At 54.4% G+C, this 15,225-nt stretch carries 13 protein-coding genes; 5 read left to right on the top strand and 8 right to left on the bottom strand.

The window, feature by feature from the left end; all coding sequences use genetic code 11:
* Nucleotides 1-182: 182 nt before the first annotated feature.
* Complete coding sequence (locus HRQ63_RS11495) at nucleotides 183-1,070, bottom strand: YutD family protein (RefSeq protein WP_244966296.1); 888 nt, start codon at nucleotides 1,068-1,070, stop codon at nucleotides 183-185.
* A gap of 136 nt (nucleotides 1,071-1,206) precedes the next feature.
* Complete coding sequence (locus HRQ63_RS11490) at nucleotides 1,207-2,067, bottom strand: helix-turn-helix transcriptional regulator (RefSeq protein ID WP_172243611.1); 861 nt, start codon at nucleotides 2,065-2,067, stop codon at nucleotides 1,207-1,209.
* Between the two features lie 113 nt (nucleotides 2,068-2,180).
* Between HRQ63_RS11490 and HRQ63_RS11485 the strand changes: the two genes are divergently transcribed.
* From HRQ63_RS11485 to HRQ63_RS11465, 5 genes are all read left to right on the top strand, one after another.
* Nucleotides 2,181-3,242: a Gfo/Idh/MocA family protein gene (locus tag HRQ63_RS11485; protein WP_172243608.1), complete on the top strand. Its 1,062-nt coding sequence runs from the start codon at nucleotides 2,181-2,183 to the stop codon at nucleotides 3,240-3,242.
* A gap of 23 nt (nucleotides 3,243-3,265) precedes the next feature.
* Nucleotides 3,266-4,162: a sugar phosphate isomerase/epimerase family protein gene (locus HRQ63_RS11480; protein WP_172243605.1), complete on the top strand. Its 897-nt coding sequence runs from the start codon at nucleotides 3,266-3,268 to the stop codon at nucleotides 4,160-4,162.
* 81 nt (nucleotides 4,163-4,243) lie between these two features.
* On the top strand, nucleotides 4,244-5,104 hold the full coding sequence (locus HRQ63_RS11475; RefSeq protein WP_172243602.1) for a sugar phosphate isomerase/epimerase family protein: 861 nt from the start codon (nucleotides 4,244-4,246) through the stop codon (nucleotides 5,102-5,104).
* Between the two features lie 227 nt (nucleotides 5,105-5,331).
* On the top strand, nucleotides 5,332-6,762 hold the full coding sequence (locus HRQ63_RS11470) for an MDR family MFS transporter (protein WP_172243599.1): 1,431 nt from the start codon (nucleotides 5,332-5,334) through the stop codon (nucleotides 6,760-6,762).
* A gap of 44 nt (nucleotides 6,763-6,806) precedes the next feature.
* Nucleotides 6,807-7,931, top strand: a complete 1,125-nt coding sequence (locus HRQ63_RS11465; RefSeq protein WP_172243596.1) for an NADH-dependent flavin oxidoreductase — start codon at nucleotides 6,807-6,809, stop codon at nucleotides 7,929-7,931.
* A gap of 108 nt (nucleotides 7,932-8,039) precedes the next feature.
* On the opposite strand, the gene HRQ63_RS11460 is transcribed toward HRQ63_RS11465, so the two are convergent.
* The 6 genes from HRQ63_RS11460 to zwf all read right to left on the bottom strand — a co-directional run bounded on the left by HRQ63_RS11460 (nucleotide 8,040) and on the right by zwf (nucleotide 15,064).
* Nucleotides 8,040-8,834 carry a TrmH family RNA methyltransferase gene (locus tag HRQ63_RS11460; RefSeq protein ID WP_172243593.1) on the bottom strand — a complete coding sequence of 265 codons (795 nt, stop codon included), beginning with the start codon at nucleotides 8,832-8,834 and terminating at the stop codon, nucleotides 8,040-8,042.
* 336 nt (nucleotides 8,835-9,170) lie between these two features.
* Nucleotides 9,171-9,845: a potassium channel family protein gene (locus HRQ63_RS11455; protein WP_172243590.1), complete on the bottom strand. Its 675-nt coding sequence runs from the start codon at nucleotides 9,843-9,845 to the stop codon at nucleotides 9,171-9,173.
* Between the two features lie 23 nt (nucleotides 9,846-9,868).
* Nucleotides 9,869-11,452: a peptide chain release factor 3 gene (locus tag HRQ63_RS11450; protein WP_172243587.1), complete on the bottom strand. Its 1,584-nt coding sequence runs from the start codon at nucleotides 11,450-11,452 to the stop codon at nucleotides 9,869-9,871.
* A gap of 128 nt (nucleotides 11,453-11,580) precedes the next feature.
* Complete coding sequence (locus HRQ63_RS11445; protein ID WP_172243584.1) at nucleotides 11,581-11,988, bottom strand: MerR family transcriptional regulator; 408 nt, start codon at nucleotides 11,986-11,988, stop codon at nucleotides 11,581-11,583.
* Nucleotides 11,989-12,015: 27 nt separating this feature from the next.
* Nucleotides 12,016-13,203, bottom strand: coding sequence for an alpha/beta hydrolase family protein (locus HRQ63_RS11440; protein WP_172243581.1), 1,188 nt, complete (start codon nucleotides 13,201-13,203; stop codon nucleotides 12,016-12,018).
* Nucleotides 13,204-13,507: 304 nt separating this feature from the next.
* The gene (zwf, locus tag HRQ63_RS11435; protein WP_172243578.1) at nucleotides 13,508-15,064 is read right to left on the bottom strand and encodes a glucose-6-phosphate dehydrogenase; all 1,557 of its coding nucleotides are present in this window, start codon (nucleotides 15,062-15,064) and stop codon (nucleotides 13,508-13,510) included.
* Between the last annotated feature and the right edge of the window lie 161 nt (nucleotides 15,065-15,225).

Genomic DNA, 15,225 nt, shown 5'->3' with positions numbered 1-15,225 from the left:
ATTTTTCTCTCCGCCTTCTCGCTTCCAGTTACGTTGGATTTTTTGATAAGTAAAGAAGCGGCCCCTTTTGGGAGCCGCTTTTTTGCGTTTTTTTACACTAGCGTGCCGCGATCTACCGTGTATACAAAACGGATTTTTTCCTGTGCGGCACTGTGCGATTTCGTATCATCCGTTATTCAACGTTACTCCGTGCGCTGATTCGCTGCCGGATCGGCCGCTGTCGGTTGAACCCGTTGAGGTTGAGCCGAAGCGGTTTGTTCGCGATTCGAACGCTCGCCGCCGCCCAGACGCAGTCCCGAACGATTTTCTCCGTTCGGACGGTTTTCCGCATTCGGGCGACCTTCGCCGTTCGAACTTTTTTCCGAGCCCGAACGGTTCTCCGCGGCTGACCGTTGTTCCCCGCCCCGATCTTCGCGCTTGCGGTTGCGCGGATGCTGTTCGCCGCCGGAACCTTTTGTCTTATCCTTATCGCGCTCGCGGTTTTGATGGTCGCGGTTCGGACGCTCGCCCCGGTTGGATTGTTTCTTGCCCGGGTGTCCCTGCGATTTTTCTTTGGTGTCGTTGTCGTTCGCATCTTGCGCGCGTTCGCCGCGCGGATGTTTGGAATCCCGGTCGCCGCCGCGTCCGCGATGTTCCTTGCGGTCTTTCGCCGCCGGATGCTCGCTTTTGTCCTTGGCCGCATCCTTGTCTTTATCCTTGTTCTTGTTCGTCACGCGATATTCGCGAACCGGCTCCTTGATCTCGCCGAGATCCTGGTACTGGGCCGCTTCCTCCGGGTCTTTGACGTCCTTCATGTCCTTCACCTTGCGAAGAACGAAGTAGGCGCAGCCGAAGTTGCAATGCTCCGTAATATAGTCGGTCGTAAAAGAGAACTGGGATTCTTTCGCGATCTTGGACTGCCCGTCGTGGTACATGCCCTTAAGCCGCAGCTGATTATAGCCCCAATCTCCGATGATATAATCGTAACGCTCCAGAATCTCGCTGTAGCGGCCGCGGAACGCTTCCGCATTCCAGCCGTTTTTGTGATTGATCATGACTTCGTAGACTTTACCGCCGATTTGAAACAACAAATTCCCCTCCCTGCCGAAACACGCGCTGTTCAAATTCTCTATATGGTTTATCAAGAGAAGCTACACCCATTATAACGGTGCATGCAAAAAAAACCAATAACGACTTGCGGATAAACGCCTTTACGGCGCGCTTTTCTTAAGGTCCGATCCGGCTGCGATACTCTCTCGGAGACACGCCGGTGATCCTTTTGAACACGCGGGAAAAATAAAACATGTCTTTATACCCCAGTCGTTCCCCGATCTCCTTAACGCTCATGTCGGTATTCAATAAAACGTTTCGCGCTTCCGCGGTACGCAGCCGATGCACGAACTCGTTAAAAGGATGCCCGGTGTAATCATGCACGATCCGGCGCAGCGTCGAGACCGAAATATGATGCCGGGCCGCTATTTCTCCTACCGTCGGCGGCAGATGCAGCAGCGTCTGAATATCCTCGATGATGCGCTGCGCCAAGCGTTCTCTCCGCCCGTCTTCCGCCCCGTCCTCGCCCGACACCAGCTCGTATAAAAAGCTTTCCAGATGCAGCGCCGCGCGATCCAAATTATCCGGGGTGCCGCTGTCGATCAGCCTGAGCATGTTTTCCATCCGCTGCAGCAGCATTTCGTTCATTCGCCATTCATGCACCCGCCTCGCGTCAGGCAGCCAATGATTGCGCCATTCCTCGATCCGCGTGCCGGAAGCCGTGAAATAATATTCGTCCCACTGTTCGCCGGCATGCGGTCCATAATCGAACACAGCACCCGGATACAAGAAAAACCACGATCCGGCCCGCACCGTTTGAATTTCCCCGCCGTCGACGCGGTATTGCCCGCTTCCGCCGGTGATCAGCACGATCGCCCAATAACGAAACGTCGCCCGCTCCCTGAACATCGTTCTTCCCGGCAAATGTCCCGCGTTCATGATGGTTGCCGATTTGATGCGCAGACGAGCCGGATCGACCGAAGGAGTCAGTACGCGAATCGGGCTGCGGCTGATCGTATAGTCCATATATTTTGACATTCTGAACATTCTCTCCTTTTACCCGCTGTGCTAAATTAAACGTATTATTGGACTTGCCTATGAACAAATATAACATATCGTCTTGGGACGCCAAGGAAAGGATGAACCTGATTATGGAAAAAGTACACATCGGTTTAATCGGCTGCGGTTCCATCTCCGACTCTCATCTTCAAGCTTATGCCGCCAATCCGCAGGTCAAGCTGGTCGCCGTATGCGATCTGAACCCGGAACGTGCCCGTCAAACCGCCTCCAAGTATGAAATTCCCGGCATCTATGACGATTACAAAGAACTGCTCGCGGATCCCAACATCCATGCCGTCAGCATCTGCACTTGGAACAACTCGCACGCCGAGATCAGTATCGCCGCCCTGCACGCCGGCAAGCATGTACTGTGCGAAAAGCCTTTATGCAAAACGGTCGACGAAGCCCTTGCCGTGCAAAAAGCCGTCGAAGAAACAGGCCTCATCCTGCAAGTCGGCTACGTCCGCCGTCACGCCGCCAATATCGAAGTGCTGAAGCGTTTTATCGACGCGGGCGATCTGGGCGAGCTGTATTACGCGAAAGCCAGCCTGATCCGCCGTCTCGGCAATCCGGGCGGTTGGTTCGCGGATGTCGAACGTTCGGGCGGCGGCCCGTTGATCGATATCGGCGTTCATGTGATCGATTTGTGCTGGTACCTGATGGGCAAGCCGAAAGTCGTCTCCGTCAGCGGGAATACCTACCGCAAGCTGGGCAACCGCTCTAATGTGGAGAACTACGCTTACTACCAAGCCGCCGATTTCGATCCTTCCGTCAATACGGTCGAAGACATGGCAAACGCGCTGATCAGGTTCGAAAACGGCGCTTCGCTTGCGGTCGACGTCAGCTTCTCCCTGCATGCCCGCAAAGAGTCGGCTCAAGTGGCGGTATTCGGCGAACGCGGCGGCGCGGAGATCGAGCCGGCGCTCGCGATCGCGACCGAACGTCACAATACCATCTTGAACGTCGATCCGCAGCTCACTACGCCGGGCTTCGACTTCGTCGACAGCTTCAAGCGCGAGATCAACCATTTCGTGCAGCTCTGCCGGAGCGAAGCCGAGAATCTGTGTCCGGTGGAAGACGGCGTGGAGATGATTCGGATCTTGAACGCGATCTACCAATCCGCAGCCGAAGGCCGCGAGATTCGACTGGATTAACTTTTATAAAAGGAGGAACTACCATGACAACCAACCTGCACCTGACCAATAAAATCGGCGTGATCGTCGACAGTTTCGGCATCGGCGTGACGGAAGGACTCAAAAAAGCAAAAGAAGTCGGCGCGGACGGCGTCCAAATCTATGCGGTATCCGGCGAGATGGACCCCGACGTGCTGATCGGCGCCAAACGCCGCGAGCTGCGCAGCCTGATCGACGGCATCGGACTGGAAATCTCCGCGCTGTGCGGCGATCTGGCGGGTCACGGCTTCCAGGATGCTTCGGTCAACCCGGAAAAAATCGAGAAGTCCAAACGCATTCTGGATTTGGCGCTCGAACTCGGTACCAACGTCGTCACGACGCATATCGGCATCGTGCCGGAAGACCGCAACGGTCCGATCTACGCCGCCATGCACCAAGCTTGCGAAGAATTAAGTCGTTACGCCAGCAGCTTGAATGCTTATTTTGCCATCGAAACGGGTCCCGAACCTGCCGCCCATCTGAAAAGCTTCCTCGACACGCTGGGCACCAACGGCGTCTCCGTCAACTTCGACCCGGCCAACATGGTCATGGTTACGGGCGACGATCCGGTACAAGGCGTGCACCTGCTCAAAGATTATATCGTGCACACGCATGTGAAAGACGGACGCCGCCTGCGCATCGTGGATCCCAAGCAGGTCTACGGCTATCTGGGTTATGAGAAAATGGACCACTCCGCGATTGCCGACATGGCCTCGGGAGGCGCGGAAGCGGACTTTATCGAACTTCCTCCCGGTGAAGGCGACGTGGACTTCGACGCTTATTTCCGGGCGCTGCAGGAGATCGGATACACAGGTTATCTGACGATCGAACGCGAAGTCGGACACGATCCGGCCGCGGACATTGCGGGAGCAGTTCGTTTTATCCAAAAGTATCGCGGCTAGCCGCTTCGATGACGCCTATTGAACTCAATATCCGATCCAAACAAGCGTATCTTTTCCAATCAGAAGGGAGCACGTCGATTTATGAAACTCGGCATCAGTTCATATAGTTTGTATCAAGCCATGCACCAAGGACGAATGACGATCGAAGAAGCGCTCGACTGGGCCGCCGAACTCGGCGCCGCGCATATCGAGATCGTACCGGGGCTCGGGTTCGACTTCATCGAAGACCCAGATCTGGAGAAACGCCTGGTCGAACGTGCGGCAAAACGGTCGCTTATGCTGTCCAACTACGCAATCGGCGCAAACTTCATTACCGACAATGAGGAAAGTTATGAAGCGGAGATCAAGCGCGTCATCGCCGAAGTCGATCGCGCGGCCCGGCTCGGCATCAAGCTGATGCGCCATGACGTGGCATCGCGCGAAGACACCTCTATCCTGCGTTTTAATGAAGACCTGGAACGACTTGCTGCGGCCTGCCGCCGGATTGCCGATCATGCGGCAGGCTACGGCATCACGACAAGCGTCGAAAATCACGGCTATTACATCCAGGCCAGTGATCGCGTGCAGACGTTAGTTCATGCCGTAGACCGTCACAATTTCAAAACCACGCTCGATGTCGGCAATTTCGTCTGCGTGGACGAAAACCCGCTCGCCGCCGTTGCCAATAATCTGCCGTACGCCTCCATGGTGCATATCAAAGACTTCTACATCCGTCCGGCTCGCCGCAACCCCGGCGAAGGCTGGTTCCGCAGCGCCGGCGGCAGTTACCTGCGCGGCGCGATTGCCGGACAAGGCGATCTGGATTTAGTCGAGATCATCAGTTTGGTCAAATCTTCCGGCTACGACGGCTTCCTTTCGATCGAGTATGAAGGCATGGAAGACTGCTTGACGGGGACGCGGATTGCTTTTGAGAATGTACGACGGATTTGGGACGAGAGCTAAATGATTTGCGACCTTTTCCATGCTTTTCGGATAAGGTCGTTTTTTGCTATGACGTTGACAAGAACATATTACGAAGATATTATAGATAACCGTAGTCCATTTTAAAAGAAAGGAGTACATCTGAGTTTTGCGGGATCCTTAAATTTTTTTGGAACAATCATAGATAAAACTAATCCTTGAAGTCCTTGATAAAAATCGTAAATTTCAAAGCAGGATGGAGATGCGAAATGTCGCAGCATGCAGAAAACAAGCCAAACTATAAAGTCATTCCGATCATGGCCGCATTGTTGTTGAGCGGATTTGTAGGAATGTTCAACGAAACGGCACTCAATATCGCTTTGAGCGATCTGATCGACTTATTTCGGATCTCCAATGCAGCCGGACAATGGTTGACGACAGGATACTTGTTGACGCTGGGAATCTTGCTTCCCGTAACGGGTCTGCTGCTGCAGCGTTTTACGATGCGGCAGCTTTTCACCGCTTCACTGGCCCTTTCGATCGCGGGTACGTTGATTGCTATTTTCTCTCCCGGCTTCAGTTTGCTGCTGATTGCCCGCGTCATTCAAGCCGCCGGGGTCGCCGTCATGCTTCCGCTGATGTACAGCACAGTGCTTATGATCATCCCTCCGGCAAAAAGGGGCGGAGCGTACGGCTTAATCGGATTGGTCTTGGTCGTTGCCCCCGCGATCGGACCTACGATTTCGGGCCTGCTGCTCGAGAGATTGGGATGGAATTGGATTTTTATCATTACTCTTCCCGTCCTGCTCGTCGCTTTGCTGATTGGACTGCGACATCTGAAAAATTTTTCGACTTTGACCAAGCCCAAGTTGGATCTGCTTTCCCTGTTCTTTTCAACGCTCGGATTCGGCGGAATCGTATTCGGCTTCAGCAGCGCGGGAGAACATGAAAACGGACTGAATTCACCTACCGTGCTTATTTCTATCGTCGTCGGCGTTTGCTCGCTGTTCTTTTTTGTCAAACGGCAGTTGAGCTTGGGGGAGCCGATGATGGACTTGAGGGCATTTACATATAAAATGTTCACCGTCGGCTCCATTATGATCTTTTTGAATTTGATGGTCATGCTCAGCGCTACTATCATGCTGCCGATGTTTTTGATCCGAGGACTCGGGTTGAATGCTTTCGAAGCGGGACTCGCTATGCTGCCGGGCGGAATCGTCAATGCCGTCATGCTGCCCATCATGGGAAAAATATTCGATAAATACGGTCCCAAGTGGGTCGTTCCGATCGGGATGGCGATGATCGTGGCCGTATTATGGCTCCTCTCCGGAATTACGGTGAATACCGCCTTGCTTCAGATTATGATCCTTCACTCCTTTTTGATGATCGGGATCGCCATGGTATGGATGCCTTCGCAGGCCAACGGACTCAACCAACTGCCGCCGCAGCTTTATTCGCACGGCAGTGCCATCATGAATACGATTCAGCAGTTAGCCGGAGCGATCGGAACGGCGGTTGCCGTCAGCATCATGACGCTGGGAATGAATGAATATCTCAAAGACTCTGCAAACGAACCGAATATCGAATCTTTGGCTGCCGCGACAGGGATTGCAAACGTCTTTACGATCGCGATTTTTATCGCGGCAATCGGCTTCGTCTGCTCGTTCTTTATCAAACGGGTCCATGTATCGAATAGTTAAACCGTCAGAGATTCCTACCCATTTTAAATTCAGGAGGAAAAACAATGAATCCGATCTTCAATCCCTTGTTCCAACCTTTTACGTTTCGCAGCGGACTTCAAATTCCGAATCGGATCGTTATGGCTCCCATGACAAACTGGTCTTCCCACCCTGACGGCTCGGTTTCGGAAGAAGAGCTGCGTTATTATGAACGTCGCTCCGGCCAAGTCGGGCTGGTCATTACAGCCTGCGTGTATGTTACGCCCAACGGCAAAGGGTTTCACGGTGAATTCGCAGCCGATCGCGACGACATGATTCCCAGTCTGCAGCGGTTGGCGTCCGCTATACAAGGCCGAGGTACAAAAGCAATTTTGCAGTTGTACCACGGAGGACGGGAATGCCCCGCGGAACTGGTCCCCGAAGGCGACGTCGTTAGTGCAGGAAATGTGCCGAATGCTCAAAACCCTTCCGTGATTCCGCGGCCCTTGACGCATACGGAGATCGTTTCGATCGTTAAAGACTTCGGAGAAGCGACGCGAAGAGCCATTGAAGCGGGATATGACGGCATCGAGATTCACGGAGCAAACGGCTATTTGTTCCAACAATTCTTTTCGCCGCACACCAATAACCGCGACGATCAGTGGGGCGGAAGTTTGACGAAGCGCATGGCCTTTCCGTTGGCTGTCGTGGACGAAGTAATCCGCGTGGTCGACGAGCACGGAAAAGAAAATTTCGCGGTCGGCTACCGGTTCTCTCCCGAAGAAGCGGAGTCGCCGGGCATTACGATGCCGGATACCCTTGAATTGATCGAGGCTCTCGCGCAGCGGGAACTTGATTATCTCCATATTTCGCTAATGGATTACTCGTCGCACCCCCGCAGCGGAAAGGAACGAAACCGTTCGAGAATGGCCGTCATCTTGGATAAGCTTGACGGAAGAGTGCCTCTGATCGGCGTCGGCGCTATTCGCACGGCGGAAGATGCGCTGAACGCTTACGAGATCGGGGTTCCTCTGGTTGCGCTCGGCAGACAGCTCATTGTCGATCCGGATTGGGTGAAAAAGGTACAAGAAGGCAAGGAATCGGATATTGTGCTTACGTTAACTAAAGACGACCAAGAATCTTTGGTTATTCCCGCCCCCATGTGGAAAACGATCATGAACAGTACCCCGGGTTGGTTCCCTATTGTCTGAATGAGAGCCTGATCTTCCGGATCATTCAAAAAAACTGCCGTTCGCGAAGAACGGCAGTTTCTTTTTTTGCAGATTTGAGGAGAATGCATGAATTCGGGAAACGGGAAGCTACGCCAACCGCTGCCGCACCGCCTCGAACAGCAGCACCGAAGCCGCCATCGCCACGTTGAGCGATTCTGCCTGCCCCGGCATCGGAATAATGATCGCTTCGTCCACGAAGGCCTCTACCTCCGGCGAGACGCCGCTGCCTTCGCTTCCGAACACGAACCAGGTCGCGCCGCGGTAATCTGCCTCGTAGCAGTTCTGCTTCGCTTGAAGGCTCGTACTGACGATCTTTGCCGACGCTTCGCGCGCCTGCGGCAGCAGTTCCGTCAGATCGCCTTCCACGATCGGCAGATGAAACAGCGATCCCATCGTCGAGCGTACCGTCTTCGGGTTATAAATATCCGCGCTCCCGCGCCCGATCAGCACGCCAGTAGCTCCCGCCGCGTCCGCCGCCCGGATGATCGTCCCTACATTCCCCGGGTCCTGCACGCCGTCCAACACCGCGACAAGCGCATTCTCCGCAAGCAAAATGTCCCCGATCTTCGCCGCCGACTTCCGCACCACCGCAAACACCGGCTGAGGCGTCCGCGCTTCCGTACACTTCGCCACGATCGCCGCCGACACCGCGACCCACTCTCCCTGCCCGGCGGCCTGCGCATCTTCCTTCAACTCCGCAGGCACTCCGAGCGCCGCATCATAAGCCACGCACTCTACGTCAGCCGACCTCAGAGCCTCCTGCACCAAATGCACGCCTTCGACGATATACTTCCCCTGCCGATCGCGATGCTTTTTCTCCAGCAAACTCGCCCATTCTTTCACCCGAGCGTTCGCCGTCGATTCGATCTGCGCATGTCCCATTCTTCCAACCTCCGCTTCTTTAAAATGATATCTTCCAAAAGATAAAGGCACCGCCGAAGCGATACCTTTATCTGCTTTATGCTTTTATGACTATTTGCGCTTCTGATAGGCAATCTTTATTCTTTTTCCCTACACCCTTTAACGGTGCAGAAAACCCTCTTTTAAAGCCAGCTTCCAGCGGAGGGAGAAATTCAGTGAAAGATGCCTTTGAATTCGGAAAACTTCCATTGAAATTTCATTCCAGTTTTCCGAGTGAGACAGCATCTTGAACGAATTTCTCCCGCAGCGCTCTAAAGCTTCTTTATAATCGCACAGGATTTCAGCACCTGTTTCCACTCATCCGTGCTTATCGAATGAGATTTCGAGGCGAACCAGATCGTCCCGCTCGCCCACGATCACCAGCACGTCGCCTTCCCACAGCCGTCCGTGCGGATCGGGAGAAATATTCATCTTGCTGCCGCGGCGCACGGCAATCACGTTGCAGCCGTACTTTTGCCGCAAATTCAGCTCGATCAGATTCCGCCCGACCATTTTCGCAGGGACCAGCATTTCGAAAATACTGTAATCGCCCGACAGTTCGATATAATCGAGAATGTTCGGCGACGTCAGATTGTGCGCGACGCGCGTCCCCATATCCCGCTCCGGGAACACGACCTTGTCCGCGCCGATCTTGCTCAGTACTTTGCCGTGCAGCTCGTTTTGCGCTTTGGCGATAATGGTCGGCACGTTCATTTCTTTCAAAATCAACGTGGTCAGGATGCTCGCTTGAATATCCTGCCCGATCGCCACCACTACGACGTCGAAGTTGCGAATACCGAGCGCTTGCAGCGCTTCTTCATCCGTCGTGTCCGCCGATACCGCGTGCGTCACCATATTCGAAATTTCCTGCGTCCGCTCCTGGCTCGCGTCGATCGCAAGCACGTCGAAGCCCATTTGACTGAGCGTCTTGGCGATACTCGAACCGAAGCGGCCCATTCCGATGATCGCGTACTGCTTCTTCCTTCTTCCCATCCTTCGTCAGGCCTCCTTGAAAATCAGGGTGCCATCTCCAGGAACTGGGCGTCCGGGTTTTTGTCGATGGCCGTGCGCATCGCGTATTCGTTCTCGAACAGCGCGACGTAGTTGCCTTTCTTGTCCTTTACCAGCGTCGAATTGATCCGGAATTTCGAAGGGTCGATCTCCGGCGCGACGATCCAACGGGCAAACTGGAACGATTGGCGCTGAAGCTGAACGTCCACGCCGTACTCGTTTTTCATCCGATACTCGAAGACCTCGAATTGCAGCTGCCCGACTACGCCGAGAATCGTATCGTCGAAGCTGACCGTACGGAAGACTTGAATCGTGCCTTCCTCGGTCAGTTGGTCGATCCCTTTTTGGTACTGCTTGTGCTTGAGCGCGTTTTTGGCCGTGACTTTAGCGAAAATCTCCGGCGAGAACGTCGGCAATTCTTCGAATTCGAAGTTCTGGCCTTCCACGAGCGAATCGCCGATCCGGAAAATGCCCGGGTCGAACAAACCGATAATATCGCCCGCGTACGCCGTTTCGACGATATCGCGGTCTTGGGCCAAGAACTGCTGAGGTTGGGCCAGCTTGATGTCTTTGCCGACGCGTACGTGCTTGACGCTCATGCCGCGCTCGAACTTGCCGGACACGATACGCAGGAACGCGATACGGTCGCGGTGCGCCGGGTTCATGTTGGCTTGAATCTTGAACACGTAGCCGCTGAACTTCTCGCGTACCGGTTCGATCTCGCCTTCCGTGCTTTTGCGCGGTGCCGGTTTCGGCGCAAGCTCCAGGAAGTTTTCCAAGAACGTTTGCAGGCCGAAGTTGTTGATCGCGCTGCCGAAGAACAGAGGCGTAAGCTCGCCGCGCTTGACCTTTTCGTAATCGAACGGGTCGCCCGCCACGTCCAGCAGTTCCAGTTCTTCCGCCAGTTGGTTCGCATGGTACTCGCCCGCCATCTCGGAGATGACCGGATCGCGATAGTCTTCGACTTTTTGGACTTTAATTTGCGAATGGTCGTCGCCCTGGAACAGCTCGACCTGATTTTTCATCCGGTCGTAAATGCCGTTCAGCTCGCGTCCCATGCCGATCGGCCAGTTCATCGGAACGGCGCGAATGCCCAGTACCTGTTCGAGTTCTTCCATCAGGTCGAACGGGCTGCGGCCTTCGCGGTCGAGTTTGTTGATAAAAGTAAAGATCGGAATGCCGCGCTTCGCGCACACTTGGAACAGCTTGATCGTCTGGGCCTCGACGCCCTTCGCGACGTCGATCAGCATGACCGCGCTGTCGGCTGCCGTCAGCGTCCGGTACGTGTCTTCACTGAAGTCTTGGTGACCCGGCGTATCCAGAATGTTGATGCGGTGGCCGTTGTAATCGAATTGCATGACCGACGACGTAACCGAGATGCCCCGCTGTTTCTCGATCTCCATCCAGTCGCTCGTCGCGTGCTTGCTGGCTTTGCGGGCCTTGACCGTTCCGGCCAGACGAATAGCGCCGCCGAAGAGCAGCAGCTTCTCCGTCAGCGTCGTTTTCCCGGCATCCGGGTGAGATATAATGGCAAAAGTTCTGCGTTTCTCGACTTCCTCGCGCAAAACTTTATCTTGGGTTTGGCTCATGTTCACGTTCCCTTCTGTATCGTACGTATTCATCCCTATATTGTACCATAATTAGCGCTTCGGCAAGGGGAGAATCTGCATCGAATCCTTATGGAAACGCAATTCTTTTCAGGCAGGCGCGCCTCCGTCTAATCTGCTTCCGGCTCCCGCCGAAACGAACGCATATATTCCCGTACCGCTTCGTCGTCGTATTCGGTCAACAGGCGGCTCAGATTTAGCTTCACTTCAGCCAAATGACGCTCTTGGCGCTCAATCCCGATTATCTGCCCGCGCACCAGTTCCCGGATCGCGTCCACGGCCAGCTCCGGCCCGCCGCTCAGCTTGCGCAGCGTATCGCCGATTCGGGATAGCGGGTAACCGAGCGCTTTCGTATCCTGAATAAATTTGATCATCGTCAGATACTCATCGCCGTAAAGCCGGTATCCGCTTTCGCTCCGTTCGGGCTGCGGCAGCAGACCCTCATCCTCGTAAAAGCGTATCGCCGCCGTTGTCAGCCCCGTCTGCTTGGCCAGCTGTCCGCGGGTCATCTTCTTCATCGGGCGCCCTCCTTCACTTTGTCGCTGCTATCGTGATGCGGCTTCCGCATTCGGCGTCGCATTCCCGTCCAGATATCCGCCGGTTAGCGCCGTATCGCCCATGCGCGTATATTCAGGCCGATAACGAACTTCGGGAAATGCCGCGACATCCTGCCCAAGCAGATCGGACTTCATCCCTTTTAGATACCGATCAAAAAAAGCAGTCGCATACGAACGCGTAATCTCGATCGTCCGCTCCGGCGAGACTTGCTTGGCGAACAGCTTCGGGGACACCAGCGAAATATCGGTAAAGCTCTGGTGGTAAAAAGGCTCCACCGTCGCAAATAGCGCGTCGCTTCGGCTCGCCCGCATCACCCGATCCGCGTCTTCTTGCCATTCCTCGAAAAAGACGGCTTCTTTTTTCGACGCGTCCGGATTCAAGCTCTGCGCCGTTCCGCCCGTGAACAGATACATAAACGGACGCTCCAGCGGCTTATGCGACACCTTGCCCCAGAATCCGCCTTCCAGACTGAGCGCGGCAGCAAAACGTTCATCCGTCGCCAATGTTTCCGCAGCAGTCGCTCCGCCGTAGGAATGGCCCAGAATCCCGACCCGATTCAGATCCATCCGACCCGACAAGGCATGACCCGAAGACGGCTGATTCCATTCTTCCAACGTATCCCGTACAAAACGAGCATCCAATGCGCGTACCGCGACCTCTTTCACATTATAATCATACAATTCGCGCGACTGTGCAAACTCCGGTTCATGCAAGTATTCAGCGCGGCTTCCATCCTTCAAGGTCACCCGTGCCGATGTATACGGATGGTCCATTCCGATGACGATATAGCCTTGGCTAGCCAGCTCTTCGACAAGAGTGAGGCTCTGATAACGCGTCGAGCGAATCCCCGGAGAGAACAACAATACCGGATAACTCGAACGCTCTTTCGCGACTCTAGCATTTTTGAACATATGCGTTTTCACCCGCGACACATGTCGGAACAATCCTTTCGGCAGGCCGAACACCAGCGAAATACACTCTCCCAGCGAATCCGGGTAATTTTCCGCCTCATTGTCTTGTTGACTTGGAAGTTCCGCCGGATACCAGACCGTAATCGGAATTTCACGGACTGCTTCTGCCTCCGGAGCCGTACCGCGCTTTGTTTCATTGCGACGCTCATCAGTGAGATGCGCTTCGAAGGTGCCGATCGCATAAGTCCCCGTCGGTTCAGGCATCGTGAAAACCGGAAACAAGCGTCGCATCGGATTCGGGCTGAGACCTTCCTTTTTCGACCGATAGATATAAGCGGCTGCCGCAATTCCCGCCGCTCCGCCGACTATTCTCCACTTTGTGCTTGTTTTAATGATCGAACGCTCTCCTTCGCTTTGAATATTCTATCCTCAGCATAAGGGTTGAAGTATCCTTCAAGGTCAAGCTTGAATATCCTCGTCTGCGTAAAAAAAATAAAAAAGCCGCTGCACCGTCGGAAAGTTCGACGATGCAGCGGCTTTACAGTTTATGGCTATCGTTGCCTTTGGATTAGTTGCTCGAAGCCGCTACCCAAATGACATTGTCTTCTTCTTGTCCGTTAACCGGCCACCAGTGGAACCCGTCGCGCGCAAGCAGTTCGTGCGCCGCGTCCGGTCCCCAGCTTCCTGCCGGATACGTGCTGACGTCGGCCGGATTTTCTTTCCATGCCGCATCGATCTTGTCCACGAAAGCCCAAGCCGAAGCCACTTCGTCCCAACGCGTGAAGTACGTGGAATCGCCTTTCGCCGCGTCGTGGATCAGGCGCTCGTAAGCTTCCGGCGAGTTGATGCCCACCAGGCAGCTTTGGCAGAATTCCATCGCCACTTGCGCGATTTCCGATTCCGAACCCGGTTTCTTCGCGTTGATCTTGAAGTAGATGCCTTCCATCGGATTGACGCGGATCACCAACAGGTTAGGCTGGAGATCATGCTTTTGTCCGAGGTAGATGTTGCCCGGCATCTTTTTGAATTCGATCACGACTTCGGTCGTCTTCACCGGCAGGCGCTTGCCTGTCCGAATATAGAACGGCACGCCGGCCCAACGGAAGTTATCCACGGATACGCGAGCCGCGAAAAACGTCTCGGTGTTCGAGTTCGGATCGACTTTGTCTTCTTCGCGGTAGCCCGGAAGGTCTTTGCCGTTGCTTTGTCCGGCCGTATATTGGCCGCGCACGACATTGGCTCGGACTTCGTCGGAGTCGGCGAAATGATGCAGCGAACGCAGCACTTTGACCTTCTCGTCGCGAATGTCTTCGGCCAGCAGGCGGCTAGGCGGTTCCATGGCGATCATGGTAAGCAGCTGGAGAATATGGTTTTGACCCATATCGCGCAGCGCGCCCGCATGATCATAGTAGCCGCCGCGCTCTTCGACGCCGACCGTCTCGCCGAGCGTGATTTGCACGTTCGCGATGTATTTGTTGTTCCAGAGCGACTCGAAGAACATGTTCGAGAAACGAATCGTCTCGATGTTCTGCACCATCTCTTTGCCGAGATAGTGGTCGATCCGGTAGATCTCGTCTTCCTGGAACACATGGCCCAGTTCTTCGTTCAGCTTCTCGGCCGACTTGAGGTCGTAGCCGAACGGCTTCTCGATCACGAGACGGTGCCAACCTTCGCTATCCAGCATGCCGCCTTCGCGCAGATTGAGCGAAACGCTGCCGAACAGTTCCGGCGCAAGCGCCAGATAGAAAAGGCGGTTGCCGGGAATCGAGAATTTGGACTCGATCGCTTCCGTCTGTTCTTTGAGTTCTTGGAATCCCGCCACGTTATTGATGTCGAGGGATTTATATTCGAAGTGTTCCGCAAACGTGTTCCACTTCTCCTGGTCGGAAGATTTGTACCGTCCGAATTCCTGAATCGAGCGGAATACGTCGTCGCGGAACTCATCGTTCGTGCGGGGGCGTCTAGCCACTCCGACTACTGCAAAGTCCTCCGCCAATTTGCCTTCCCGGTACAAGCTGAAAATGGCCGGGAACAACTTACGACGGGCCAGGTCTCCGGTAGCCCCGAAGATGAAAAAGACCGCGCCCGGTGCTTTCAATGCTTCAAGATTTTGATTGTCCGTCATAGCTCCCCATTCTTCCTGTATTAGTATAGTAACGAATTGTTATGCCTGACTCTCAATTCTCCGCGTTAGTGCGGAAAAAGAAAGATGTGATGTCATTCTATCATATCTCTCAAATTGATGCTATCGTATTGATTATCATTTATGTTGATCTAAGATGAAGG

Origin of the sequence: Saccharibacillus endophyticus, assembly GCF_013185185.1 — a bacterium.
In the GTDB taxonomy this organism is placed as follows: domain Bacteria; phylum Bacillota; class Bacilli; order Paenibacillales; family Paenibacillaceae; genus Saccharibacillus; species Saccharibacillus endophyticus.
Note: the sequence above shows the minus strand (reverse complement) of the source record. Positions and strands in the feature narration are given on the sequence as shown.